Origin of the sequence: Pseudomonas sp. PvP089 (assembly GCF_017875165.1) — a bacterium.
GTDB lineage: Bacteria > Pseudomonadota > Gammaproteobacteria > Pseudomonadales > Pseudomonadaceae > Aquipseudomonas > Aquipseudomonas fortuita.
Window position 1 is genome coordinate 891,418 of sequence record NZ_JAGGME010000001.1, and the last position, 26,639, is coordinate 918,056.

Sequence of the window (26,639 nt, forward strand, 5' to 3'; positions counted from 1 at the left end):
ACGGGCATTTTACCCGAGGGCCACCGGCTCCGCCCAGTCAATCACGACGCATATCATCGAGGTGCCCCGTGGTACAACGTTCCAAAAGCAGCGCAAACTGGCTGCGAGAGCATTTTAACGACCCTTTCGTCAAACAGGCGCAGAAGGATGGCTACCGCTCGCGTGCGAGCTACAAACTGCTGGAGATTCAGGAAAAGGACCGGCTGATCCGCCCGGGCATGAGTGTTATCGACCTCGGCGCGGCGCCTGGTGGCTGGTCGCAGGTGACCAGTCGTCTGATTGGTGGCCAGGGGCGCCTGATTGCTTCCGACATTCTGGAAATGGACTCGATCGCGGATGTGACCTTCATTCAGGGTGACTTCACCCATGACGAAGTGCTGCAGCGCATTCTCGAAGCGGTCGGCGATTCGCACGTGGACCTTGTGATTTCCGACATGGCCCCCAATATGAGTGGTACGCCCGCGGTAGATATTCCACGGGCCATGTTCCTCTGCGAGTTGGCGCTCGATCTGGCAACCCGCGTACTCAAGCCTGGCGGCGATTTCCTGATCAAGATTTTCCAGGGCGAAGGTTTTGACGTGTACCTGAAGGACGTGCGTAGCAAGTTCGACAAGGTGCAGATGCGCAAGCCATCGTCGTCGCGGGACCGTTCCCGTGAGCAATACCTGTTGGGCAGGGGCTTCAAAGGGGCATGAAAGGTGTGAAGCGGGGTGGCCGATAGTTAATTCCAATCGGCCACTGCGTCAGGATCGTCCGAACTTCGTGTAGTCTAGCTTTCACAAAGGGTTACAGACGGTGCCTGCGGCTGCGTAGGTAATGTAGTAAGTTAGGGCGATGAATATCATGCGAGGCACGGCTGCGTCGTGCGCCGGCCTCAGAGGGTAGCGAATTGAACGACATGGCAAAGAATCTGATCCTGTGGTTGATCATCGCAGCTGTCCTGGTGACAGTGATGAACAACTTCTCCAGCCCTAACGAGCCGCAGACCCTCAACTATTCCGACTTTATCCAGCAGGTCAAGGATGGCAAGGTCGAGCGTGTGACCGTCGACGGCTACATCATTACCGGCAAGCGCGCCGACGGCGACAGCTTCAAGACCGTGCGCCCGGCCATTACCGACAATGGCCTGATCGGTGACCTGGTTGACAACCACGTGGTTGTCGAAGGCAAGCAGCCAGAACAGCAGAGCATCTGGACGCAGTTGCTGGTCGCCAGCTTCCCGATCCTGGTGATCATCGCGGTGTTCATGTTCTTCATGCGCCAGATGCAAGGCGGCGCGGGTGGCAAGGGCGGGCCGATGAGCTTCGGCAAGAGCAAGGCGCGCCTGCTGTCCGAAGACCAGGTCAAGACCACATTGGCCGACGTTGCAGGTTGCGACGAAGCCAAGGAAGAAGTGGGCGAGCTGGTCGAGTTCCTGCGCGATCCGGGCAAGTTCCAGCGCCTGGGCGGTCGTATCCCCCGTGGCGTGCTGATGGTCGGCCCGCCCGGTACCGGTAAGACCCTGCTGGCAAAGGCCATTGCGGGCGAGGCGAAAGTACCGTTCTTCACCATTTCCGGTTCGGACTTCGTTGAAATGTTCGTCGGTGTCGGTGCCAGCCGCGTGCGCGACATGTTCGAGCAGGCCAAGAAGCACGCCCCGTGCATCATTTTCATTGACGAGATCGACGCCGTTGGTCGCCACCGTGGCGCCGGCATGGGTGGCGGTCACGACGAGCGTGAGCAAACCCTCAACCAGTTGCTGGTAGAGATGGATGGCTTCGAAATGAACGATGGCATCATCGTCATTGCCGCTACCAACCGCCCTGACGTACTCGACCCGGCGCTGCTGCGCCCTGGCCGCTTCGACCGTCAGGTGGTGGTAGGCCTGCCAGACATCCGTGGTCGCGAACAGATCCTCAAGGTGCACATGCGCAAGGTCCCGATTGGCGAAAACGTCAACCCGGCGGTCATTGCCCGTGGTACCCCCGGCTTCTCCGGTGCCGACCTGGCCAACCTGGTCAACGAGGCCTCGCTGTTTGCTGCGCGTTCCAACAAGCGCCTGGTCGAAATGAAAGAGTTCGAACTGGCCAAAGACAAGATCATGATGGGCGCCGAGCGCAAGACCATGGTCATGTCCGAGAAAGAAAAGAGGAACACTGCGTACCACGAGGCGGGGCATGCCATCGTTGGTCGCCTGGTGCCTGAGCACGACCCGGTCTACAAGGTTTCGATCATTCCGCGCGGTCGCGCCCTGGGCGTGACCATGTTCCTGCCGGAAGAAGACCGCTACAGCCTGTCCAAGCGTGCGCTGATCAGCCAGATCTGCTCGCTGTACGGTGGCCGTATCGCTGAGGAAATGACCCTGGGCTTCGATGGCGTCACCACGGGCGCTTCCAACGACATCATGCGGGCCAGCCAGCTCGCTCGCAACATGGTGACCAAGTGGGGCTTGTCGGAAAAACTCGGCCCGTTGATGTATGCAGAAGAAGAGGGTGAGGTGTTCCTGGGTCGTAGCGCGGGCAGCCAGCACGCCAGTGTTTCTGGCGAGACTGCCAAGCTGATCGACTCTGAAGTGCGCAGCATCATCGACCAGTGCTACGCCACCGCCAAGCAGCTGCTGATTGAAAATCGCGACAAGCTCGAGGCGATGACTGAAGCGCTGATGAAGTATGAGACCATTGATGCCGATCAGATCGATGACATCATGGCTGGCCGTACGCCACGCGAACCGCGTGATTGGGACGACGACAAGCATTCGGGCACCCCTGCTGCCCAGGATGATCGCCCTGAATCGCCAATTGGCGGTCCGGCAGCTCAACACTAAGGGCGTTTATGAGCTCAGTGCAGTACCCGACCCGGTTGCCTTGCGGCAACCGGGTTCTTGATTTGTCGCGTACCCATGTCATGGGTATTCTCAATATCACCCCCGATTCCTTCTCCGATGGCGGGCGCTTCAGTCAGCGCGACGAGGCCCTGCGCCATGCCGAAGCGATGGTTGCGGCCGGCGCCACGCTGATCGACATCGGCGGTGAGTCCACGCGCCCCGGCGCGCGAGCGGTATCGGTGACCGAGGAGCTGGAGCGTGTGGCGCCGATGGTGGAGGCCATCAACGGTCGCCTCGATGTCGTCATCTCGGTCGATACCTCGACGCCTGCCGTCATGCGTGAATCGGCGCGCCTCGGTGCCGGGTTGATCAACGACGTACGTGCCCTGGAGCGCGATGGCGCCCTGGACGCCGCTGCGGATACCGGCCTGCCGGTGTGCCTCATGCACATGCGCGGCGAGCCGGGTAACATGCAGGACGACCCGCACTACGATGATGTGACCGCTGACGTCACGCGTTATCTAGAGCAGCGGATGGCTGCCTGCGCTTCGGCGGGCATTGATGCGAGCAGAATCATCCTTGACCCGGGCTTTGGTTTCGCCAAGACACTGGCGCACAACCTGAGCCTGTTCAAGCACATGGAAGCGCTCTATCGCCTTGGGCGCCCGCTACTGGTGGGCGTATCACGAAAGAGCATGATCGGCCTGACGCTGGAACGTCCGGTCGGCGAGCGCTTGTACGGCAGCCTTGCGCTGGCGGCGTTGGCCATGACTAAAGGGGCGAGCATCCTTCGAGTCCATGATGTGGCTGAAACTGTCGATGTGGTACGCATGATTGCTGCGGTGCAAAACGCCGAATAAGAACATTGGAGTCCCTATGAGCAGAAAATACTTTGGTACCGACGGCATTCGTGGCCGCGTCGGCGAATTCCCGATCACGCCTGACTTCATGCTGAAGCTTGGCTGGGCGGCCGGCATGGCGTTCCGCAAGCAGGGCCATTGCCGGGTGTTGGTGGGCAAGGACACGCGTATTTCCGGCTACATGTTCGAGTCTGCACTCGAAGCCGGCCTGGCTGCGGCAGGTGCCGACGTCATGCTGCTGGGGCCAATGCCTACACCGGCCATCGCCTACCTGACCCGTACCTTCCATGCGCAGGCGGGCATTGTCATCAGTGCCTCGCACAACCCACACGAAGACAACGGCATCAAGTTTTTCTCGGGCCAAGGCACCAAACTGCCGGACGAAGTCGAGCTGATGATCGAAGAGCTGCTCGATCAGCCGATGACGGTTGTCGACTCGGGCAAGCTGGGCAAGGTGTCGCGCATCAACGATGCTGCCGGCCGCTACATCGAGTTCTGCAAGAGCAGCGTGCCTAGCAGCACCAGCTTCGACGGCCTCAAGCTGGTGGTCGATTGCGCCCACGGTGCAACCTACAAGGTGGCGCCGAGCGTGTTCCGTGAGCTGGGCGCCGATGTGACCGTGCTGCATGCGCAGCCAGACGGCCTGAACATCAACGAAGGTTGCGGCTCGACCCACATCGAATCGCTGCAGGCCGCCGTGCTGGTTGGCCATGCCGACCTCGGCATTGCCTTCGACGGTGACGGCGATCGCGTGTTGATGGTCGACCATACTGGCGCCATCGTCGACGGTGACGAGCTGCTGTTCATCATTGCCCGCGACCTGCACGATCGTGGCAAGCTGCAGGGCGGGGTGGTGGGTACGCTGATGAGCAACCTCGGCCTGGAGCTTGCGCTGAAGGACCTGGATATTCCGTTCGTACGGGCCAAGGTCGGCGACCGCTACGTCATGGCCGAGCTGCTGGAGCGTGAGTGGCTGATCGGTGGTGAAAACTCCGGGCACGTCGTGTGCTGCAACCACACCACCACCGGTGACGCGATCATTGCCGCGCTGCAGGTGCTGATGGCGCTCAAGCGCCGTGGCGAAACCCTGGCACAGGCCCGTCAGGCCCTGCGCAAGTGCCCGCAGGTACTGATCAACGTGCGCTTCGGCGCCAGCAAGGTCGACCCGCTGGAGCACCCGGCAGTCAAGGAAGCCAGTGCCAAGGTGACCGAGGCCCTGGCGGGGCGCGGCCGTGTTCTGTTGCGCAAGTCGGGTACAGAGCCGCTGGTGCGGGTTATGGTCGAAGGCGAAGACGAAAGCCAGGTGCGCACGCACGCTGAAGCGTTGGCCAAACTGGTCGGCGAAGTTTGTGCCTGAAGGCGCTTGCCAGCGCAGATCTGGTTGGGTAAGATCTGCGCCCACTTTGACCGACGAGGTAAAGCATGCGTCGCCCTATGGTAGCTGGTAACTGGAAGATGCACGGTACCCGCGCTAGCGTCGCTGAGCTGACCGAAGGCTTGAGCAATCTCGCCTTGCCGAGCGAAGTGGAAGTCGCAGTGTTTCCATCGGCCCTGTTCATCAATCAAGTGATCGATGGCCTGGCGGGTAAAGAAATTACTGTCGGTGCACAGAATTCTGCTGTACAACCCGAACAGGGTGCGCTGACCGGGGAAGTTGCTCCGGAGCAGCTGGTCGAGGCAGGTTGCAAGTTGGTGTTGGTTGGCCATTCGGAGCGTCGCCAGATCATTGGTGAAACCGACGAAGTGCTCAATCGCAAGTTTGCAGCGGCCCAGGCCAAAGGTTTGAAGCCAGTGCTTTGCATAGGGGAAACCCTTGAAGAGCGCGAGGCTGGCAAAACGCTTGAAGTTGTCGGGCGTCAACTAAGCAGTATCATCGAAGCATTCGGTGTTAAGGCTTTTGCCAATGCAGTAATTGCCTATGAGCCTGTATGGGCCATCGGCACCGGCCTCACGGCCACGCCACAGCAGGCCCAGGATGTGCACGCCGCCATCCGTAGCCAGCTGGCGGCAGAAGATGCTGAAGTAGCTGCGAAGGTGCAGTTGCTCTACGGCGGCAGCGTGAAGGCGGCCAATGCGGCCGAACTGTTCGGCATGCCGGATATCGATGGGGGTCTCATTGGTGGGGCTTCCCTGAACGCAGACGAATTCGGTGCAATTTGTCGCGCCGCAGGAAACTGAACAAATGCTGGAAACAGTCATCGTTGTTTTTCATCTGTTGGCAGCGCTGTCGCTTGTAGTGCTGGTTCTGTTGCAACAGGGTAAGGGTGCGGAAGCAGGTGCATCTTTCGGCGCGGGTGCTTCAAACACCGTGTTCGGGAGCCAAGGCTCTGCAACGTTCCTAAGTAAATTCACTGCTATACTCGCTGCCACTTTCTTTTTGACAGCACTTGGGTTAGGATACTTCGCGAAGCAACAAGCTCACCAGCTTAGCCAAGCAGGTCTTCCAGATCCAGCAGTGCTAGAAGTGAAAGAGCCGCAAAAACCGGCAGTTAATGATGATGTACCGGTGCTCCAACAGCAGAAGAGTGAAACCACCAATAACACTGGTGATGTACCTCCTCCGGCTCAAGAGCAGAAGTAACGGGTTTCAAGTAGTAATATTGCCGAGGTGGTGGAATTGGTAGACACGCAACCTTGAGGTGGTTGTGCCCATAGGGTGTAGGGGTTCGAGTCCCCTTCTCGGTACCAATTGAAGCTTGAGAGCCCGCTTTAGCGGGCTTTCTTGTAGGTGAACGTTTGGATTTGACCCTTAACAGGGTTCGGTCTTATACTTTCGCCCCAGCTTTGTCGCGGGGTGGAGCAGCTTGGTAGCTCGTCGGGCTCATAACCCGAAGGTCGTTGGTTCAAATCCAGCCCCCGCAACCAGCTTCAGCGGAGCCCCTTTTCAGGGGCTTTTTGCTAACCGAACAGTTTTCGGCGTCGTTGTCCAACGGCGCTTTCAGGGATGGGCGCTTTGCCCATTTTTTATTTGCACAGCATGCACGAGGGGGTTCAGGTGTCGAGCAAGCTAGAACAGTTGCAGGCCTTGTTGGCCCCGGTTGTCGAGGGTCTGGGCTATCAGTGCTGGGGGATCGAATTCGTTTCCCAGGGTAAGCATTCGGTACTGCGCATCTACATCGACAAAGACGGCGGCATCCTGGTGGAGGACTGCGAAGCGGTCAGTCGTCAGGCCAGCGCCATTCTCGATGTGGAAGATCCAATCAGCAGTGAGTACACCCTCGAGGTGTCTTCTCCAGGCATGGATCGCCCACTGTTCACTCTGGAACAGTTTGCCTCGCATGCCGGCGAACAAGTGAAGATCAAGCTGCGCTCACCCTTCGAGGGTCGTCGTAACTTCCAGGGCCTTCTCCGCGGTGTGGAGGAGCAGGATGTGGTTGTCCAGGTGGACAATCAGGAGTTCCTGTTGCCGATCGACTCGATCGACAAGGCCAATATTATTCCCAGTTTTGACTGAGACGTGCCGGGCCCGGCGGACTATCCGGGCCCAATGGCTTGCGCAAGGCGAGGCGTACGATGAGCAAAGAAGTACTGCTGGTTGTTGAATCGGTATCCAACGAAAAAGGTGTACCGCCCGGCGTCATTTTCGAAGCGCTGGAGGTGGCCCTGGCCACTGCGACCAAAAAACGTTTTGAAGACGAAGTTGATCTGCGTGTGGAAATCAACCGCCACACCGGTAGCTACGAGACCTTCCGTCGCTGGACCGTGGTCGACGAAGCCGATCTTGATGACCCGGCGATCGAAACCTGGTTGGACAAGATCAAGGACACTCATCCGGAAGCCAAGATTGGTGACGTGATCGAGGAGAAGATCGAGTCCATCGAGTTCGGTCGTATCGCCGCCCAGACCGCCAAGCAGGTCATCGTGCAGAAGGTCCGTGAGGCCGAGCGTGCCCAGGTGGTCGATGCCTACCGCGAACGCGTAGGCGAGATCATTTCCGGTACCGTCAAAAAGGTTACCCGCGACAACGTCATCGTTGACCTGGGCAACAACGCCGAGGCCTTGCTGGCCCGCGAAGATATCATTCCGCGCGAAACCTTCCGTGTGGGTGTGCGCCTGCGTGCACTGCTCAAGGAAATTCGCACTGAAAACCGTGGTCCTCAGCTGATCCTGTCGCGCACCGCGCCACAGATGCTGATCGAGCTTTTCCGCATTGAAGTGCCGGAAATTGCCGAGGGCCTCATTGAAGTCATGGCTGCCTCCCGTGATCCGGGTTCGCGAGCCAAGATCGCCGTCCGCTCCAAGGACAAGCGCATCGACCCGCAAGGCGCCTGTATCGGCATGCGTGGTTCGCGCGTCCAAGCTGTATCCGGGGAGTTGGGTGGTGAGCGTGTGGATATCGTCCTCTGGGACGATAACCCGGCGCAGTTCGTCATCAACGCCATGTCGCCGGCTGAAGTCGCGGCGATCATCGTTGATGAAGATGCCCATGCCATGGACATCGCCGTCGCCGAGGATAACCTGGCCCAGGCCATTGGTCGTGGCGGTCAGAACGTTCGTCTTGCCAGTCAGTTGACCGGCTGGACGCTGAACGTGATGACCGAGAAGGACATTCAGGCCAAGCAGCAGGCCGAAACCGGTGACATCCTGCGCAATTTCATTGATGAGCTGGAAGTCGACGAGGAGCTGGCCCAAGTGCTGGTCGACGAAGGCTTTACCAGCCTCGAAGAAATTGCCTACGTACCGTTGGAAGAAATGCTCAACATCGATGGCTTTGACGAAGATATCGTCAATGAGCTCCGCGCTCGAGCCAAGGACCGTTTGTTGACCAAGGCCATCGCTACCGAAGAAAAACTGGCAGACGCCCACCCGGCCGAAGACCTGCTCTCTCTTGAGGGTATGGACAAAGACCTGGCGGCTGAACTGGCGGTGCGCGGCGTGGTTAACCGCGAAGACCTGGCCGAGCAGTCGATCGACGATCTGCTCGACATCGACGGCATCGACGAAGAGCGTGCCGGCAAGTTGATCATGGCCGCCCGAGCCCATTGGTTCGAGTAATTAGGCGCGGCCTGAGGAGAGAAGTGCATGACGCAAGTCACGGTGAAAGAACTGGCCCAAGAGGTCGAGGCACCGGTAGAGCGCCTGCTGCAGCAGATGCGTGAGGCAGGTCTGCCGCACACCGACGCCGGTCAGGTAGTGACCGACAATGAGAAGCAGACCCTGTTGACTCATTTGAAGAGCAGCCACAAGAGCAAGGCGGAAGAACCGCGCAAGATTACCTTGCAGCGCAAAACCACCAGCACCCTGCGTGTCGCCGGTAGCAAGAGCATCAGCGTAGAAGTACGCAAGAAGAAAGTATTCGTGCAGCGCAGCCCGGAAGAAATCCAGGCTGAGCAGAAGCGTGAAGTGGAAGAGCGCCGCGCGGCTGAAAACGCCGCTCGCGACAAGGTTGACGCCGATGTTCGCCAGCGCAACGAAGATCAGGCTCGCCGTCAGGCAGCCAACTCTGCTGTAGCCGCCCCTGCGCCTGCCGCCAAGCCAGAGCCGGCACCTGCCGCTGCCCCGGCCCCGGTAGTCGCCGACGCCCCGGCCTCCGAAGACGCTGCAGCCCGTGCTGCCGAGCGCAAGAAGGACGAGACCCGTCGCAACGAAAGCCGCACCCGTGATGACGACCGTCGTCGTGGCGAGGCGCCTCGTGTGTCGATCAAGGTCAAGGTCAAGGAAAAGGAAAAGGCGCCGACTCCGCGTGCTGCTCCGCGTACCACCGACGAAGAGAGCGATGGCGCTCGTCGCGGCCGTGGTGGCAAGGGCAAGCTGAAGAAGCGTAACCAGCATGGTTTCCAGAACCCGACCGGCCCCGTCATCCGTGACGTGACCATCGGCGAGACCATCACGGTTTCCGAACTGGCCAACCAGATGTCCGTCAAGGGCGCTGAAGTCGTCAAGTTCATGTTCAAGATGGGCACCCCGGTTACCATCAACCAGGTGCTCGACCAGGAAACCGCCCAGCTGATCGCAGAAGAGCTGGGTCACAAGGTCACCCTGGTCAGCGATACCGCCCTGGAAGACTCCCTGGCCGAATCGCTGAAATTCGAAGGCCAGACCGAGTCGCGTGCGCCGGTGGTCACTGTCATGGGTCACGTTGACCATGGTAAGACCTCGCTGCTCGACTACATCCGTCGTGCCAAGGTTGCCGCTGGCGAAGCCGGTGGTATCACCCAGCACATCGGTGCCTACCACGTGGAAACCGATCGTGGCATGGTCACCTTCCTCGACACCCCGGGCCACGCAGCTTTCACCCAGATGCGTGCACGCGGTGCCAAGGCGACCGACATCGTCATCCTGGTGGTGGCAGCGGACGACGGCGTGATGCCACAAACCCGCGAAGCCGTTCAGCATGCCAAGGCAGCTGGCGTTCCGTTGGTAGTTGCGGTGAACAAGATCGACAAGCCAGGTGCTGACCTCGATCGCATCCGCAACGAACTGTCCGTCGAAGGTGTTACTTCCGAGGACTGGGGTGGTGACACTCCATTCGTCAAGGTTTCGGCGAAGATGGGTACCGGCGTCGACGAACTGCTCGAAGCCGTCCTGCTGCAGGCCGAGATCCTCGAGCTGACCGCAACCCCGACCGCTCCAGGTCGTGGCGTGGTCGTCGAATCGCGCCTGGACAAGGGCCGTGGCCCAGTGGCCACCATCCTGGTTCAGGACGGTACCCTGCGTCAGGGCGACATGGTGCTGTGCGGCTCCAACTATGGCCGCGTGCGTGCCATGCTGGACGAGAACGGCAAGCCTGTGAAGGAAGCCGGCCCGTCTATCCCGGTCGAGATCCTCGGCCTGGACGGTACTCCGGAAGCCGGTGACGAGCTGTCCGTGGTTGCTGACGAGAAGAAAGCCCGCGAAGTTGCCATGTTCCGTCAAGGCAAATACCGTGAGGTCAAGCTGGCCCGTGCTCATGCGGGCAAGCTGGAAAACATCTTCGAGACCATGGGTCAGGAAGAGAAGAAGACCCTCAACATCGTCCTCAAGACCGATGTGCGTGGTTCCCTGGAAGCGTTGAACGGGTCGCTCGCCGGCCTGGGCAACGACGAAGTCCAGGTGCGCGTGATCGGTGGTGGTGTTGGTGGTATCACCGAAAGCGACGCCAACCTGGCGCTGGCTTCGAATGCAGTACTGTTCGGCTTCAACGTGCGTGCCGATGCCGGCGCGCGCAAGATCGTCGAGCAGGAAGGTCTGGATATGCGTTACTACAACGTGATCTACGACATCATCGAAGACGTCAAGAAGGCCCTGACCGGCATGCTCGGCAGCGATGTTCGCGAGAACATCCTGGGTGTCGCCGAAGTGCGTGACGTGTTCCGTTCGCCGAAGTTCGGCGCCATCGCTGGCTGTATGGTCATCGAAGGTACCGTGTACCGTAACCGTCCGATCCGCGTTCTGCGCGAAGACGTGGTTATCTTCGAAGGCGAGCTGGAATCGCTGCGTCGCTTCAAGGACGACGCCGCCGAAGTGCGTAGCGGCATGGAGTGCGGTATTGGCGTCAAGAGCTACAACGACGTCAAGGTCGGTGACAAGATCGAAGTCTTCGAGAAAGTCCAGGTGGCTCGTACCCTTTAAGGGCGAGCAAGCCGCAAACCTCCGCTACAGGGCGGTTTGCGGCACCTCTTCAGGTAGCGCCCGGTCAGGCATTGGTCTGACCGGGCGTTTGCCGCTTTAAGTTACAGGTAGCAAAAATGGCCAAAGAATACAGCCGTACCCAACGTATCGGCGATCAGATGCAGCGCGAGCTGGCCGAGCTGATCCGTCGCGAAGTCAAGGATCCACGTGTCGGTCTGGTTACCATCACCGCCGTGGACGTCAGCCGTGACCTGGGCCATGCCAAGGTGTTCATCACCGTCATGGGCGAGGAAACGCCAGATGCCGTGAAGCAGTCGTTGAAGGCACTGAACAGTGCTGCCAGCTTCCTGCGTCTGCACCTTGGCCGCTCGATGCAACTGCGCAGCGTGCCGCAGCTGCACTTCCACTTCGATGAAAGCGTCAGCCGCGGTGTGCACCTGTCGGCGCTGATCGAGCGTGCAGTGGCCGAAGACCGCCTGCACAAGGATACCGACGAGCTGGACACCAAGGAGTAAGCGGTGGCCCAGGTCAAACGTATCCGCCGCAATGTCAGCGGCATCATCCTGCTCGACAAGCCTTTGGGCTTTACGTCCAACGCCGCCCTGCAAAAGGTGCGCTGGCTGCTCAACGCGGAAAAGGCCGGCCATACTGGCAGCCTCGACCCGCTGGCAACCGGCGTGCTGCCACTGTGCTTTGGCGAGGCGACCAAGTTTTCGCAGTACCTGCTCGATTCCGACAAGGGCTACGAAACCGTCATGCAGATGGGGCAGACTACCAACACCGGCGATGCCGAAGGTGAGGTGCTGCAGACCCGCGAGGTGACCGTTGGTCGTGCCGACATCGAGGCAGTACTGCCACGATTTCGTGGCCCTATCAGCCAGATACCGCCGATGTACTCGGCGCTCAAGCGTGACGGCCAGCCACTTTACAAGCTGGCGCGTGCAGGAGAGGTAGTGGAGCGCGAGGCGCGTTCTGTTACTATTAACCGCTTGGAGTTGCTGGAGTGTGAAGGCACCCGTGCACGGCTGAGCGTCGGATGCAGCAAAGGCACCTATATCCGCACCCTGGTGGAGGATATCGGCGAGGCCCTTGGTTGCGGCGCCTATGTCGCCGAACTGCGCAGGACCCAGGCCGGGCCCTTTGCGCTGGCACAGACGGTCACGCTCGAAGCGCTCGAACAGGCCCATGCCGAAGGTGGCAACGAAGCGCTCGATCGCTTCCTGATGCCCTCGGACAGCGGTCTGCAGGACTGGCCCATGGTGTGCCTGTCCGAGCACAGTGCGTTCTACTGGCTGCATGGGCAGGCAGTACGCGCGCCGGACGCGCCACAGTTTGGCATGGTCCGGGTACAGGATCACAATGCGCGCTTCATCGGTATCGGTGAAGTGAGCGAAGACGGGCGTATTGCGCCGCGTCGGCTGATTCGGTCGGAATGACCGAAACCGCGGGGTGAGGCTTCGGCCGAGCCCTACGGAATCAAGGGTGGCTGTCAGTAGGCACGGTCACACCTTTCTTATTAATACAGGGATTTGTCCCTGGCCTATTGGACCCCGCTTGCGGGATCCGTTATCAGGAGAAGCCAAATGGCCCTCAGCGTTGAAGAAAAAGCTCAAATCGTTACCGACTACCAGCAAGCTGCTGGCGACACTGGTAGCCCGGAAGTTCAGGTTGCTCTGCTGACCGCGAACATCAACAAGCTGCAAGGCCACTTCAAGGCCAACGGTAAAGACCACCACTCGCGTCGTGGCCTGATCCGCATGGTAAACCAGCGTCGTAAGCTGCTGGACTACCTGAAGGGCAAAGACACCACTCGTTACAGCGCCCTGATCGGTCGCCTGGGCCTGCGTCGCTAATAGCGGCCTGGTCAGTGGTGTGCATGGCGTGTCTCATGCATTGGCAGCGCTGCCTGGCAGCGTTGTCTATGGGCATGCCATGCGTATCTCCGAGGTTGGCAGCCTGGTGAAGTGGAGCGCTTTGCGCTCTTCAACCAGGCTCCCAGCCTCGTGTTGTATCTGGACGGTCAATGGGGCCGATTCCCCGTTCTGCCCACACATTCGCAAGAAACCAGTTCCCCCAAGAGCCACTGAAAAAGGTAGGAAACCGTGAACCCGGTAATCAAGACATTCCAGTTCGGTCAGTCGACCGTTACTCTCGAAACGGGCCGTATTGCCCGTCAGGCAACCGGCGCCGTGCTGGTTACCGTCGACAACGACGTCACCGTGCTGGTGACCGTGGTAGGTGCCAAACAGGCTGATCCAGGCAAGGGTTTCTTCCCGCTGTCGGTTCACTACCAGGAAAAGACCTACGCCGCCGGCAAGATCCCGGGTGGCTTCTTCAAGCGTGAAGGCCGTCCTTCCGAGAAAGAGACCCTGACCTCGCGCCTGATCGACCGTCCGATCCGTCCGCTGTTCCCGGAAGGCTTCATGAACGAAGTGCAGGTCGTCTGCACCGTGGTTTCCACCAGCAAGAAGACCGACCCGGACATCGCCGCGATGATCGGTACCTCGGCTGCCCTGGCCATTTCCGGTATTCCGTTCGAAGGCCCGATCGGCGCCGCCCGCGTTGCCTTCCACGAGAGCACCGGCTACCTGCTGAACCCGACCTACGAGCAACTGGCTGCCTCGAGCCTGGACATGGTCGTTGCCGGTACCTCCGACGCCGTACTGATGGTTGAATCGGAAGCTCAAGAGCTGACCGAAGACCAGATGCTGGGTGCCGTACTGTTCGCCCACGACGAATTCCAGGCTGTTATCCAGGCTGTCAAAGAGCTGGCTGCCGAAGCTGGCAAGCCAACCTGGGACTGGAAACCTGCCGTTGCCAACACCGAGCTGTTCAACGCTATCCGCGCCGAGTTCGGCGAAGCGGTTTCGCAGGGCTACACCATCACCGTCAAGGCTGACCGCTATGCGCGCCTGGGCGAGCTGCGTGATCAGGCCATCGCCAAGTTCTCCGGTGAAGAAGGCCAGCCTTCGGCTGCCGAAGTAAAAGAAATCTTCGGCGAAATCGAATACCGCACCGTTCGCGAAAACATCGTTAACGGCAAACCGCGTATCGATGGCCGCGACACCAAGACCGTTCGTCCGCTGAACATCGAAGTAGGTGTTCTGCCGAAGACCCACGGTTCGGCGCTGTTCACCCGTGGCGAGACTCAGGCACTGGTCGTTGCGACCCTGGGTACTGCCCGTGACGCACAGCTGCTGGATACCCTCGAAGGCGAGAAAAAAGACCCGTTCATGCTGCACTACAACTTCCCGCCGTTCTCGGTAGGTGAGTGTGGCCGTATGGGTGGTGCTGGCCGTCGCGAAATCGGTCACGGTCGTCTGGCTCGTCGTTCGGTACAGGCCATGCTGCCGGCCGCTGACGTGTTCCCGTACACCATTCGCGTCGTTTCGGAAATCACCGAGTCCAACGGTTCCAGCTCCATGGCGTCGGTCTGTGGCGCTTCCCTGGCGCTGATGGACGCGGGTGTGCCGATGAAGGCACCGGTTGCCGGTATCGCCATGGGCCTGGTCAAGGAAGGTGAGAAGTTCGCCGTTCTGACCGACATCCTGGGTGATGAAGACCACCTGGGCGACATGGACTTCAAGGTAGCCGGTACCGCCAAAGGCGTGACCGCGCTGCAGATGGACATCAAGATCAACGGCATCACCGAAGAGATCATGGAAATCGCCCTGGGCCAGGCCCTGGAAGCGCGCCTGAACATCCTCGGCCAGATGAACCAGATCATTGGTCAGTCGCGTACCGAGCTGTCGGCCAACGCCCCGACCATGATCGCGATGAAGATCGACACCGACAAGATCCGTGACGTCATCGGTAAAGGCGGCGCCACCATTCGTGCCATCTGTGAAGAGACCAAGGCTTCGATCGACATCGAAGACGACGGCTCGATCAAGATCTTTGGCGAAACCAAGGAAGCGGCAGAGGCTGCCAAGCAGCGCATCCTGGGCATCACCGCCGAGGCCGAAATCGGCAAGATCTACGTCGGCAAGGTTGAGCGTATCGTCGACTTCGGCGCCTTCGTCAACATCCTGCCTGGCAAGGACGGCCTGGTGCACATCTCCATGCTGAGCGATGCTCGCGTCGAGAAAGTCACCGACATCCTGAAAGAAGGCCAGGAAGTCGAAGTACTGGTATTGGACGTGGACAACCGCGGCCGTATCAAGCTATCGATCAAAGACGTTGCCGCGGCCAAGGCCTCGGGCGTCTAAGCGACTGCCACGCTACACAGAAAGGGCCCTTCGGGGCCCTTTTTTCATGGGGTACGGGAACCTTTTGCGGACTTGCATCTTGCATGCAGGTTTACCGCGCTGATTGCAAAATGCACGACATTGAGTTTGATAGCAATTAGCTAACTTGTTGATTTTAAAGGGAACAAGCGAAGCGGAAAAGCTGGCACAGCCCATGCAACTACCTTCATACCTGCCGCCAGGACATACGGCGCAGACCTTTCGAAAAACAGGAGTGACCCACATGAAGAAGTTCGCCATTGCTGCCGCTACTGCTACCGCTCTGACCCTGACCATGGCTAACGCGGCATTCGCCCAACAGTCCACCCAGGCCCCGATGACGCTTGCGGCCGGTGAGGTGACCAAAGCCAAGGAAGCCACTTCCGATACCTGGATCACCACCAAGGTCAAATCGGACCTGCTGACTGAGAAAGGCATCCCGGGTTCCGACATCAAGGTTGAAACCAACAAAGGCGTCGTGTCGCTGTCGTCGACCACCGCCGTGACCGAATCGCAGAAAGAAATGGCGATTGCTATCACCAAGAAAATCAAAGGCGTGAAGGCCGTTTCGGCCGATGGCCTGAAAGCCGAATAAGGATTGTCCCGTCGGCCAAACGGATTTGGCCACTTACACATAAAGCCCCGGCGTGAGCCGGGGCTTTTTCATACCTGCTAGTACACCGGGTTGCGTGCGATCACATCGCTTTCGAAGCATTCCTGCTCGGCGATCAGCGGTTCTACCAGTGGGCGGCTGTCGCGAAAGTGCGCGGTCTGGGTATGGGCTTCATACGCGGCATCGTCGCGATAGATTTCGTACAGGTAAATAAGCTCTGGGTCGACCCGGTCCTGCGACACATCGAACACCAGGCAGCCTGGCTCGCTGGCGACGGAAGCGGCGGCATTGACCTTGATCGCTGCCAGAAAGACCTCCGCGCAACCAGGCTTTACACGGGTCTTGATGAACAGGCTATACACAAGTCGCTCCTTTTGTTTTAAATTCAATTATGAATTGTATACAAAAATGGAGCTCCGCCAATGTCTGAATTGCCCGCACGTCCTGGCCGCCTGAATGGCCTGCGCCATATCGCCTTGCTGGTACCCAACCTGGAGGAATGCGAGCGCTTCTACGTCGATGTGCTGGGGATGGAAGTACTGAACCGCGCCAATGAAGACCTGGTGTACCTCACCTGCGGCAACGACAACCTTTCGTTGGGGCGTGGGGCGGGGGCGGCCAATGGGCTGCAGACTCTGGATCACTATGGGTTCATTGTGGACAGCGTGGAGGAGCTGGAAGCGTGGTACCAATACTTCAAGGCCCATGGCGTGACCTTGCTCGACCGGCCGTTCAACCATGGTGACGGAGCGCGCAGCTTCCACTTGCTGGACCCGGCGGGGAACAAGGTGCAGCCGCTGTACCACCCGGCGGTGTCGGGGCAGCGGTTGGTCTGAAGCCTGTGCCGGCCTCTTCGCGGGCGCGCCCGCGAAGCGGCCAAGCCTGCTAGAGGGGTTTACTCGGCATCCAGATGCATCGGCGTCACCACCCGCCCATCGCTTTCAGGCTGGCCCAGGCTGGTATCGATGAAATACACCCGGTCGTCTTCCAGCTTGCCCTTGTCCACCAGGTAATCCTTGATGCTGCTGGCCCGCTCCTGGCCGAGTGTACGCAGCAGGGCGGTGCTTTCGGCCCACGACTTGATCACTGCCTCGCGTAGCCTGGTGGTGCGTTCTTCGCGGCCCAGTTGCTCCCATTCGGCAGGCGGCTGCTGTTTCAGACGGGTGCGGTAGATGCCTTCAAGCATTGCCGGTTTGTCGCTGTCGTCGACCACCAGCATCGAAGCATTGGCCGGCACTTTGTCACCGCGGCGCTGCAGGATCTTGTACCAGGTGGACTGGTACTCGCGCTCCAGGCGTTGCTGGGCGATCAGTGGGCCGTCGCTGGCCTGGGCGCTGGTGCCTTCGATTTCCAGGCGCAGTTCGGGGCGCTCTTTCAGCGCCGCAGCCAGCTTGTCCAATGACGACTGGGCATCGCCAGAGAGTTCGCTGGAGCCTGGGGCAAACGCCACGTTACCCAGGTCTTGCGAGCCCCCGCCGGTAATCAGCCCACCAATGAACTTGAACGGTGCCTGCGCCGCGCGCAGTACCAGGTTGCGCAGTGTTTGCCACACAATCGGCATTACGCTGAATTGCGGGTTGTTGAGGTCACCCGTCACCGGCAGCTCGATCGAGATCTTGCCCTCGGTATCCTTCAGCAGTGCCACTGCCAGGCGGATCGGCAGGTCTACGGCGTCCGGGCTGTCGACTTTTTCGCCCAGTTGCAGCTGCTCCACCACTACCTTGTTCTCGGCCTTGAGCTGGCCGTTGGTAATCAGGTAGTGCAGGTCGAGGTTGAGCCGGCCCTTGCGGATGCGGAAGCCGGCAAACTTGCCGGAATAGGGCGTCAACGTGGTCAGCTCGACCCGCTTGAAGCTGGTGGCGATGTCCAGGCTCGCCAATGGGTTGAACGGGTTGAGTGCGCCCTTGATGGTCACCGGTGCGTAACGGTCGACCTTGCCCTTGACGTCAACCTTGGCCGGCAGCGGCTTGCGGTTGTCGATGGTGCCGATCTGGCCGTTGAGCTGTTGAACGGCGGTGGCGAAGTTCGGGGTGAGCGACAGGTCTGCGAAGTTGGCCGAGCCATCATTGATGTCGATCTGGCCGATGTGGATGCCCAGGGGCTTTTCGTTGCTGGCCGAGGCCGGCTTGGCATGGCTGCTCGCCGGGGCGCCGGCCGGTTGCGGGACCAGCAGGTCATTGACGTTGGTGGTGCGGTCTTCGTTGATGATGAAACGCGCATACGGCTGCAGCAGGGTGACCTTGTCGATCGACAGTGCATCGCCGTGCACGTAGGACAAGCCGTCGACATTCACCTGCTGCCATTTAACGAAGTCGCGGCTCTTGATGGTGTCCAGGGTATGCAACTGGTTGACCTGCGCTTTGCCGGTAATAGTGAAAGCCAATGGCGCGGTGTTCTTCAGGTCGACCTTGAGGTCGCTGGCGAGCATGCCGCTGCGCAGCTCCAGCAGGATGAACGGGTTGATATAGGCCTGTGCCACACGCAGGTCGATGTCGCGGGTGCTCACATCCAGCTTGGCCCATATCGGCGCCAGGTTGACCTGGCCGGCCGCCTGCAGCTTGCCTTGCCTGCCTACGCCGGTGTCGAGCTTAAGCGTGAAGGGTGACTGGTTGAGGCTGTCGAAACCTTGCAGGTCGGCGTTGAGCGGGCCAATGTCCAAGGCTACCGGTTCTTTCTGGCTGCGGTCTGCCAGGTGCACCAGGTAGTTGCGCAGTTGCACGTCCTTGAGCAGCACTTGCCAAGGTTTGCCTGGCTCCTTGGCAGCTTTCTCTTCAGGCGTAGGCTCGGCGGCAGCGGGCTCGGCTTTTTCCTTTGGCGTGGCCTTGGCCGGTTGGCTGGCGAACAGCTTCTGCCAGTCGAGCTGGCCGTCTTTTTCCAGCGCCGCCCAGGTTTCCAGTTTTTCGCTGCGGATCTTGCCGACACTGACCCGTTGCTTGACCAGGTCGACGGAGGTTTCGCTCACGTCCAGGCTGGCCAGGCGCGCCAACGGGCGGCCATCCGGTGCCTTGATGGCGAACGGCGCGATGCGCACCGACACGTTATCCAGCAGCAGCTCGGTCTGTTTGGCGAGGTTGAGCGTGTAATGCGCATCAAGGCTGAGCACGCCATCTTCCAGCACCAGTGGCACGGCATCGCGCACGTAGGGCCAGAACAGCTTCATCTTGGCGTCGGTAACCTTCAGTGTGCCTTCGGAAGCGATCGGCGACAGGCTCAGGGTACCTTTCCAGTCGATCCGGCCACCATTGGGGCCGTTGGCCACCAGCGTCATGTCGGCATTGTCGTTGGGCAGGGTGCTGAGGTTTTTCAGCTCCAGGTTCATGTTGTCGTAGAGAAACTCGATTGGCTCGCTGGGGCGCAGGTCCTCGAAGTGCAGGTAGCCATCGACCAGCTTGATGCTGCCAATGCGTAGCGGGAACGGGTCGCTGGGCGGCTCGTCGGGTTTGGCCTCACTGGCTGGCAGCTTGAACAACCCGGTGAGGTTGAGGGAACCGTCCTTGGCGAACAGCACCTCGTTGCGTGGTTTGTCCAGTTCCACCGCTTGCACATGCAGGGCTTTGGTCCACAGGCTGTCGAGCGAAACGTTAGCGTACAGACGCTCGAAACCGACCTGCTCCTTGCCCGGCTCGCCGATCTGCAGGCCCCACAGCGTCAGCTCAAGGCTGAAGGGGTTGAGTTCGATCCGTTCGAGGTGGGCCGGCACGGTGGCGTACTGGGCCAACTGCTGGTTGGCGACGCGCAGCGCGACACCAGGAAGAATGAGGAAGCCGAGCAGGCTATAGAGGGCTACCAGGGCCACGATTGCGCCGGCGGCGCGAGTCAGTCCTTTGTACATGTGTCGCTTCGTCTGTCTAAGCAGGAGTGCTTGGAGTATGGCACGTTAAATCAGTTCCGCAGGCGCGACCACTTGGCCTCATTCGATGCCCATGCGCCGTTTGGCCCGATGCGCCGAGCCGTCGCGCATGGCCCAGCGCAGTACCGGTGCGGTGCGTTGCAGGCCCAGGCGAATCAGGCGCTGTTGCAAGGCTCCGTGCTGCAGGCCGAGCATGGCCTGTGCCCAGCCCGGCAGCAGGTCGATACCGGCGTGCAGCATCAGCTTGCCAACTGGCTGTGCCAGGCGGCTGGGGGCAGGGGCGTCGAGCAGGATCTGTATGACTTCATGGCTGCGCGTATCGCAATGCAGCTGCGGGCGCATGCGTTGCAGGTAGTCTTCGACCTGCTGACACGAACGTGGCACGTCACGGGCGCCAAGGCGCTCGGCGATCAGGGCGATTTCGTTGTAATAGGCATCCTGCTCGGTGCGCGGCAGGTGCGGGTTGCGATAACGCAGGTGGGCGGCGAGGAAACTGCTGACCTCCGCCACATGCACCCAGGTCAGCAGGTCCGGATCGCTGGCTGCGTAGGGGCGGCCGTCCGGTGCCGTGCCGGTGACCTGCAGGTGAATGGTGCGCACCTTGTCGATCAGCCATTCGGCATCGCCGGTGGCACCAAAGGTGGTACCGGAAATGAACTGGCTGGTGCGGCGCAGGCGGCCGAGCAGGTCTTCACGGAAATTGGAGTGGTCCCACACGCCGGCCAGGGCCAGCGGATGCAGCAGCTGCAGCATCAGCGCGCTGATGCCACCGACCAGCATGCTGGGGAAGTCGCCATGTACCTGCCAGCTGATGCTGTGCGGGCCGAACAGGCCGGGGTCGCCCTTGGGCGATTCCAGGTCGAGCTGGCCGAGGGCCAGCCCGGTGAGGCTCATGACCTGGGTTTCGATGCGGCGACGAAGGGCTTCCATGGCGACCTGAGGTTCAGGGCGGCCATGGACAGTGGCCGCCGGTTACTGGTTGAGGCGTTTATCGATCAGGCCCTGTACCACGCTGGGGTCGGCCAGGGTCGAGGTATCGCCAAGGTTGTCCAGCTCGTTGCAGGCGATTTTGCGCAGTATACGCCGCATGATCTTGCCTGAGCGGGTCTTGGGCAATGCGGGCGCCCACTGAATCAGCTCGGGCTTGGCGAAACTGCCGATTTCCTTGCTGACCAGGGCCAGCAGTTCGGCCTTGAGCGCATCGTCCGGGGTCACGCCATTCATGGGCGTGACGAAGGCGTACACGCCCTGGCCCTTCAGGTCGTGAGGGTAACCGACCACCGCTGCCTCGGCGACGCGGTCATGCAGCACCAGCGCGCTTTCCACTTCAGCGGTGCCGATGCGGTGCCCTGACACGTTGATCACATCGTCGATGCGCCCGGTGATCCAGTAGTCGCCATCGGCATCGCGGCGGGCTCCGTCGCCGGTGAAGTAATAGCCGGGCATGGGCTTGAAGTAAGTGTCGACCATGCGCTGGTGGTCGCCATAGACGCTGCGGATCTGGCCAGGCCAGCTGGCCTTGATGACCAGCAGGCCAGCGCCGGGGCCTTCGATCAGCTGGCCTTTTTCGTCCAGCAGTGCCGGTTGCACGCCGAACATGGGCTGAGTGGCGCAGCCGGGCTTGAGCGATTGCGAGCCGGGAAGCGGGGTGAGCATGATGCCCCCAGTTTCGGTCTGCCACCAGGTATCGACGATGGGGCAGCGTTTTTGCCCCACTTCCTCGAAATACCATTCCCAAGCTTCGGGGTTGATCGGCTCGCCGACGCTGCCCAGCAGGCGCAGGCTTTTGCGCGAAGTGCCCTGCAGCGGTGCGGACCCCTCGCGCATCAGTGCGCGCAGGGCGGTCGGTGCGGTGTAGAAGATGTTCACCTGATGCTTGTCCACCACTTGCCAGAAGCGCGAGGTGTCCGGGTAGTTGGGCACGCCTTCGAACATCAGCGAGATCGCGCCATTGGCCAGCGGGCCATAGACAATGTAGCTGTGGCCGGTAACCCAGCCTACGTCGGCGGTGCACCAGAACACCTCGCCGTCGCGGTAATCGAACACTACCTTGAAGGTCATCGTCGCCTGCAGCAGGTAGCCGCCGGTGGTGTGCAGCACGCCTTTGGGTTTGCCGGTGCTGCCGGAGGTGTAGAGGATGAACAGCGGGTCTTCGGCCTCCATCGGCTCGGGTGGGCAGTCGTCGCCGGCTTTGTCGGTCACCTCGTGGTACCAGACGTCGCGGCCTTCGGCCCAGCTCACATCGCTGCCGGTGCGGCGTACCACGAACACGCTGCTGACCGCGGGGCAGCTGGCCAGGGCCTTGTCGACGTTCTGCTTCAGCGGGATGCGCTTGCCACCGCGCACGCCTTCATCGGCGGTGATCACAGTGCGGCAATCGGCGTCGAGGATGCGGTCACGCAGGGCGTCGGGGGAGAAACCGCCGAACACCACCGAGTGGATGGCACCGATGCGGGTGCAGGCGAGCATGGCGAAGGCGGCTTCGGGGATCATCGGCATGTAGATGCATACCCGGTCGCCTTTTTTCACGCCGCGGGCCTTCATCGCATTGGCCAGGCGGCAGACCTGGCGGTGCAGTTCGCGGTAGGTGATGGCCTTGGCGTCGTGGGGATCGTCGCCTTCCCACAGCAGCGCGGTTTGCTCTGCGCGCTGGGCCAGGTGACGGTCGATGCAGTTGTAGCTGACGTTGAGCTGAGCGCCGTCGAACCAGCGAGCCTTGCCGGTGTTCAAGTCGCATTGCTGCACGCTTGACCAGGGCTTGACCCAGTCAAGGCGCTTGGCCTGTTCGGCCCAGAAGGTGTCAGGGTCGTCGACTGACTGGCGGTAGAGGCGGCGGTAGTCGTCGGGGGTGAGGCTGGCAGACTGGCTGACGGCCAGTGCCTGGGGGTAATTGCGGATATCGAACATGGCGGGTGGTCCTGCTCTTGTAAGGGGCGATGGACTGCAACGGCTATTCGATAGGACAGTGTAGCTGGGAGCGGTGTTCAACCTGTGCTGGCCTCTTCGCGGGTGAACCCGCTCCCACAGGGACCGCACGATGCTTGGAACTTGTGCAGTACCTGTGGGAACGGGTTTACCCGCGAATAGCCCCGTGCAGGCGTTAGATCACCCGCGGTGACGGCCGCGGAAGTAGTTGATCAGGCCTTGGGTGGAGCCGTCTTCGGCGCTGTCTTCCAGGGTGCCAACCAGGCGTTGGTACACACCCTTGCCCAGCTCTTTGCCCAGCTCCACGCCCCACTGGTCAAAGGCGTTGATGCCCCAGATGACGCTCTGCACGAACACCTTGTGCTCATACATTGCCACCAGCGCGCCGAGGCGGCGTGGGCTGATGCGCTCCACTACCAGGGTGTTGCTAGGGCGGTTGCCCGGGATCACCTTATGCGGGGCCAGCTTCTCGATGTCCGCTTCGTTCAGGCCTTTGCTGCGCAGTTCGGCCTCGGCTTCTTCACGTGTCTTGCCCTGCATCAGCGCCTGGCTCTGCGACAGGCAGTTGGCGTACAGCCACTGATGATGGTCGGCCACCGGGTTGAAGCTCACGACCGGCACGATGAAGTCGGCCGGAATCAGCTGGGTGCCCTGGTGCAACAACTGGTGGTAGGCATGCTGGCCGTTACAGCCGACGCCGCCCCAGATCACCGGGCCGGTGGCGGTTTTCACCGGGGCGCCGTCCTGCAGCACGCTCTTGCCGTTGGACTCCATGTCCAGCTGCTGCAGGTGCTTGGTAATGTTGCGCAGGTAGTGGTCGTACGGCAGGATCGCGTGGCTGCTCGCGCCCCAGAAATTGCCATACCACACACCCAGCAGGGCCAGCAGCACCGGCATGTTCTTGTCGAACGGCGCGGTCTGGAAGTGCTGGTCCATGGTGTGGGCACCTGACAGCAGCTCCTTGAAGTTGGCGGTGCCGATGGCCAGGGCAATGGGCAGGCCGATGGCCGACCATAGCGAATAGCGCCCACCCACCCAGTCCCACATCGGGAAGATGTTCTCTTCGCGAATGCCGAACGCCACTGCGGCGGCCTTGTTGCTGGAAACCGCGATGAAATGGCGGTACAGCTCGGCTTCCGAGCCGCCCTGGGCCAGGTACCAGGTACGCGCAGCCATGGCGTTTTTCAGGGTCTCGAGGGTGTTGAACGACTTCGACGAGACGATGAACAGGGTGGTTTCGGCGCGCAGGTTGGCCGAGAGCTCGTGGAATTCACTGCCGTCGATGTTCGCCAGGTAGTGGCAGCGTACGCCACGCTGGGCGTAGGGCAGCAGCGCTTCGGAAACCAGCTCGGGGCCGAGGAACGAGCCACCGATGCCGATATTGACCACGTCGGTGATCGGCTTTTCGCTGTAGCCGCGCCACAGGCCGTCATGGATGCGGCCGACCAGTTCGGTGATCTGGTTGAGTACCTTGTGCACTTCCGGCATGACGTTCACGCCGTTGACGCTCAGCTTGTCGCCCACCGGCCGGCGCAGGGCGGTGTGCAGCACCGGGCGGCCTTCGGAAGCGTTGATGATTTCGCCGCTGAACATCGACTTGATGGCGTCCTGCAGGCCCACTTCGTTGGCCAGGTTCACCAGCAGGTCGCGGCTTTGTTCGGTGATCAGGTTTTTCGAGTAGTCGAGGAACAGGCCGCAGCAGCTCAGGGAGAACTGGTCGAAGCGTTGGGCATCGGCGGCGAAGGCTTCGCGCATGCTGAAGCCTTGCATGGCGTCGCGGTGTTGCTGAAGCGCCTGCCAGGCGGGCAGCGCCGTCACATCGTGGGGTGTACGGTAATACGCCATTGCGCGGGGTTCCCTTGGTGCGTGATGAGGCCTTGGACACGGCAGTCATTGCCGGGTTCAGGCTGGCATCATTATAGGCAAAGGCCACGCACTGGGAATGGGTATGGCAGGGTGATTTTGGGGAGCGCTTTGCGCCCCATTCGCGGCACAAGGCCGCTCCCACAGTTTCTGTGTCGGGCTTGACGGCTGTGGGAGCGGGCTTGTCCCGCGAATGGGCTGCATAGCAGCCCCAGGCCGTTATGCGGTCTTTTCTTCCACATGCAGGTAAAGGTTGTCGATCAACCTGGTGTTACCCAGATAAGCCGCAGCAATCACCACCAAATCGCGATCATCGATCATTGCCGGGCGTAGGCTCACGGCATGGCGCACTTCCAGATAATCCGCGCGCAGCCCCGCAGCACTCAGCTGCGCCTGCCCCTCGGCGACCAGCGCGGCAAAGTCCCGTTGGCCACGGCCGATGGCCGCTGCGATGTGCTGCAGCGTGCGGTACAGCACCGGCGCGGTCGCACGCTGCTCCGGCGTGAGGTAGCCATTGCGCGACGACAGTGCCAGGCCATCCTCGGCACGCACAGTGGGCTCGCCAATGATCTGAACCGGCATGTTCAGGTCGCGCACCATGGCGCGGATCACCGCCAGTTGCTGGAAGTCCTTTTCACCGAACACGGCAAGGTCTGGCTGGACCATGTTGAACAGCTTGCTGACCACGGTGGCCACACCTTCGAAATGCCCCGGCCGGCTGGCGCCGCACAGGCCTTCGGACAGGTGGGGCACGCTGACGCGGGTTTGCACGCTCATGCCGTCGGGGTACATCTCTTCCACGGTGGGCGCGAACAGCAGGTTGCAGCCGGCCTGTAGCAGGCGCTCCTGGTCTGCGGCCAGGGTGCGCGGGTACTTGTCGAGGTCTTCGTTGGCGCCAAACTGCAGCGGGTTGACGAAGATGCTGGCCACCACGAAATCGGCGCGCTGCGCAGCCTTGGTTACCAGGGCCGCGTGGCCGCTGTGCAGGTTGCCCATGGTGGGCACGAAGCCGATGCGCTTGCCTTCACCGCGAGCGCGGGCGACGGCGGCGCGCAATTCACGGACGGTCTTGACTGTATTCATGCACTGAACCCGTGTTCGCTAGCAGGGAAGCTGACTTGCTTGACCGCCTCGACGTAAGCGACGAGCGCGCTGTGGATATCGGGCTGGCCTTGCATGAAGTTCTTCACGAACTTCGGCACTCGGCCGCTCAGCGACAGGCCGAGCATGTCGTGCAGTACCAGCACCTGGCCATCGGTGGCGCTGCCGGCGCCAATGCCGATCACCGGGATGCCCACGGCGTTGGTGATTTCTGCCGCCAGTTCGCTGGGTACGCATTCGAGCAGCAGCATGGCCGCGCCGGCCTGTTCGAGGGCGATGGCGTCGGCGCGCATCTGCCGGGCCTGGGCCTCCTGACGGCCTTGCACCTTGTAGCCGCCCAGCACGTTGACGGTCTGCGGGGTCAGGCCCATGTGTGCGCACACCGGCACACCGCGCTCAGCCAGCAGGCGGATGGTTTCGGCCAGCCAGGCGGCGCCTTCGATTTTGACCATGTGGGCGCCGGCGCGCATAAGCGTGGCGCTGTTGGCAAAGGCTTGCTCCGGGGTGGCGTGCGCCATGAATGGCAGGTCGGTGAGTATCAGTGCACCGTCATTACCGCGTTTGACGCTGGCGGTGTGGTAGGCCATGTCCGCCGTGGTGACCGGCAGGGTGCTGTCGTGCCCCTGCAGGACCATCCCCAGCGAGTCGCCTACCAGCAACACTTCAATGCCGGCCTGGCTGGCGGCCTTGGCGAAGGTCGCGTCGTAGCAGGTCAGCATGGTGATTTTTTCACCCTTGGCCTTGAGGCCATTGAGGGTGGTAAGGGTTACTTCAGGCATGTCGGAAAATCCTCGTTCAGGCGCTGTAAAAAACGACTGCATTCAACGCGTGTAGTCATCTTCCGGAG

22 protein-coding genes and 2 tRNA genes are annotated in these 26,639 nt (G+C 61.1%); 17 read left to right on the plus strand and 7 right to left on the minus strand.

Going from position 1 to position 26,639, the window contains the following annotated elements; translation table 11 throughout:
* Positions 1-68: 68 nt before the first annotated feature.
* From rlmE to J3A71_RS04130, 16 genes are all read left to right on the plus strand, one after another.
* Complete coding sequence (rlmE, locus tag J3A71_RS04055) at positions 69-695, plus strand: 23S rRNA (uridine(2552)-2'-O)-methyltransferase RlmE (protein WP_012274251.1); 627 nt, start codon at positions 69-71, stop codon at positions 693-695.
* Between the two features lie 203 nt (positions 696-898).
* On the plus strand, positions 899-2,803 hold the full coding sequence (gene ftsH / locus J3A71_RS04060; RefSeq protein ID WP_016489173.1) for an ATP-dependent zinc metalloprotease FtsH: 1,905 nt from the start codon (positions 899-901) through the stop codon (positions 2,801-2,803).
* An 8-nt stretch (positions 2,804-2,811) separates the two neighbouring features.
* Entirely contained in the window at positions 2,812-3,663 is an 852-nt protein-coding gene (folP, locus tag J3A71_RS04065) for a dihydropteroate synthase (protein ID WP_023047603.1), read from the plus strand.
* Between the two features lie 16 nt (positions 3,664-3,679).
* The gene (gene glmM / locus J3A71_RS04070; protein WP_016489171.1) at positions 3,680-5,020 is read left to right on the plus strand and encodes a phosphoglucosamine mutase; all 1,341 of its coding nucleotides are present in this window, start codon (positions 3,680-3,682) and stop codon (positions 5,018-5,020) included.
* 65 nt (positions 5,021-5,085) lie between these two features.
* On the plus strand, positions 5,086-5,841 hold the full coding sequence (gene tpiA / locus J3A71_RS04075; RefSeq protein ID WP_016489170.1) for a triose-phosphate isomerase: 756 nt from the start codon (positions 5,086-5,088) through the stop codon (positions 5,839-5,841).
* Between the two features lie 4 nt (positions 5,842-5,845).
* Complete coding sequence (secG, locus tag J3A71_RS04080; RefSeq protein ID WP_016489169.1) at positions 5,846-6,244, plus strand: preprotein translocase subunit SecG; 399 nt, start codon at positions 5,846-5,848, stop codon at positions 6,242-6,244.
* A gap of 21 nt (positions 6,245-6,265) precedes the next feature.
* Positions 6,266-6,351: transfer RNA gene (locus J3A71_RS04085), tRNA-Leu, on the plus strand.
* Positions 6,352-6,451: 100 nt separating this feature from the next.
* A tRNA-Met gene (locus J3A71_RS04090) sits at positions 6,452-6,528 on the plus strand.
* Positions 6,529-6,658: 130 nt separating this feature from the next.
* Entirely contained in the window at positions 6,659-7,117 is a 459-nt protein-coding gene (gene rimP, locus J3A71_RS04095) for a ribosome maturation factor RimP (RefSeq protein ID WP_024717415.1), read from the plus strand.
* 59 nt (positions 7,118-7,176) lie between these two features.
* A complete protein-coding gene (nusA, locus tag J3A71_RS04100; protein WP_016489167.1) occupies positions 7,177-8,658 on the plus strand; it encodes a transcription termination factor NusA in 1,482 nt (493 codons plus the stop codon).
* A 27-nt stretch (positions 8,659-8,685) separates the two neighbouring features.
* Positions 8,686-11,214: a translation initiation factor IF-2 gene (infB, locus tag J3A71_RS04105; RefSeq protein ID WP_070086914.1), complete on the plus strand. Its 2,529-nt coding sequence runs from the start codon at positions 8,686-8,688 to the stop codon at positions 11,212-11,214.
* Between the two features lie 116 nt (positions 11,215-11,330).
* Positions 11,331-11,729 carry a 30S ribosome-binding factor RbfA gene (rbfA, locus tag J3A71_RS04110; RefSeq protein WP_016489165.1) on the plus strand — a complete coding sequence of 133 codons (399 nt, stop codon included), beginning with the start codon at positions 11,331-11,333 and terminating at the stop codon, positions 11,727-11,729.
* A 3-nt stretch (positions 11,730-11,732) separates the two neighbouring features.
* On the plus strand, positions 11,733-12,650 hold the full coding sequence (truB, locus tag J3A71_RS04115) for a tRNA pseudouridine(55) synthase TruB (RefSeq protein WP_016489164.1): 918 nt from the start codon (positions 11,733-11,735) through the stop codon (positions 12,648-12,650).
* 147 nt (positions 12,651-12,797) lie between these two features.
* Positions 12,798-13,067 carry a 30S ribosomal protein S15 gene (gene rpsO / locus J3A71_RS04120; RefSeq protein WP_016489163.1) on the plus strand — a complete coding sequence of 90 codons (270 nt, stop codon included), beginning with the start codon at positions 12,798-12,800 and terminating at the stop codon, positions 13,065-13,067.
* A 249-nt stretch (positions 13,068-13,316) separates the two neighbouring features.
* The gene (gene pnp / locus J3A71_RS04125; protein WP_060518476.1) at positions 13,317-15,422 is read left to right on the plus strand and encodes a polyribonucleotide nucleotidyltransferase; all 2,106 of its coding nucleotides are present in this window, start codon (positions 13,317-13,319) and stop codon (positions 15,420-15,422) included.
* A gap of 262 nt (positions 15,423-15,684) precedes the next feature.
* Positions 15,685-16,035: a BON domain-containing protein gene (locus J3A71_RS04130; protein ID WP_016489161.1), complete on the plus strand. Its 351-nt coding sequence runs from the start codon at positions 15,685-15,687 to the stop codon at positions 16,033-16,035.
* A 77-nt stretch (positions 16,036-16,112) separates the two neighbouring features.
* On the opposite strand, the gene J3A71_RS04135 is transcribed toward J3A71_RS04130, so the two are convergent.
* The gene (locus tag J3A71_RS04135) at positions 16,113-16,415 is read right to left on the minus strand and encodes a putative quinol monooxygenase (protein WP_096426767.1); all 303 of its coding nucleotides are present in this window, start codon (positions 16,413-16,415) and stop codon (positions 16,113-16,115) included.
* 60 nt (positions 16,416-16,475) lie between these two features.
* On the opposite strand from J3A71_RS04135, the gene J3A71_RS04140 reads away from it, so the two are divergent.
* Positions 16,476-16,889 carry a VOC family protein gene (locus J3A71_RS04140; RefSeq protein ID WP_010955354.1) on the plus strand — a complete coding sequence of 138 codons (414 nt, stop codon included), beginning with the start codon at positions 16,476-16,478 and terminating at the stop codon, positions 16,887-16,889.
* Positions 16,890-16,948: 59 nt separating this feature from the next.
* Here the strand turns inward: J3A71_RS04140 and J3A71_RS04145 are convergent, their stop codons facing one another.
* From J3A71_RS04145 to panB, 6 genes are all read right to left on the minus strand, one after another.
* Complete coding sequence (locus J3A71_RS04145; protein WP_070087006.1) at positions 16,949-19,885, minus strand: DUF748 domain-containing protein; 2,937 nt, start codon at positions 19,883-19,885, stop codon at positions 16,949-16,951.
* 78 nt (positions 19,886-19,963) lie between these two features.
* Entirely contained in the window at positions 19,964-20,833 is an 870-nt protein-coding gene (locus tag J3A71_RS04150) for an oxygenase MpaB family protein (RefSeq protein WP_016489159.1), read from the minus strand.
* A 42-nt stretch (positions 20,834-20,875) separates the two neighbouring features.
* Positions 20,876-22,810, minus strand: coding sequence for an acetate--CoA ligase (acs, locus tag J3A71_RS04155; RefSeq protein WP_096426766.1), 1,935 nt, complete (start codon positions 22,808-22,810; stop codon positions 20,876-20,878).
* 198 nt (positions 22,811-23,008) lie between these two features.
* A complete protein-coding gene (pgi, locus tag J3A71_RS04160; RefSeq protein ID WP_096426765.1) occupies positions 23,009-24,673 on the minus strand; it encodes a glucose-6-phosphate isomerase in 1,665 nt (554 codons plus the stop codon).
* A gap of 237 nt (positions 24,674-24,910) precedes the next feature.
* Positions 24,911-25,774: a pantoate--beta-alanine ligase gene (gene panC / locus J3A71_RS04165; RefSeq protein ID WP_060519959.1), complete on the minus strand. Its 864-nt coding sequence runs from the start codon at positions 25,772-25,774 to the stop codon at positions 24,911-24,913.
* The gene (panB, locus tag J3A71_RS04170) at positions 25,771-26,571 is read right to left on the minus strand and encodes a 3-methyl-2-oxobutanoate hydroxymethyltransferase (protein ID WP_016489155.1); all 801 of its coding nucleotides are present in this window, start codon (positions 26,569-26,571) and stop codon (positions 25,771-25,773) included. Before panB ends, panC begins: the two co-directional genes overlap by 4 nt.
* Positions 26,572-26,639 lie beyond the last annotated feature (68 nt).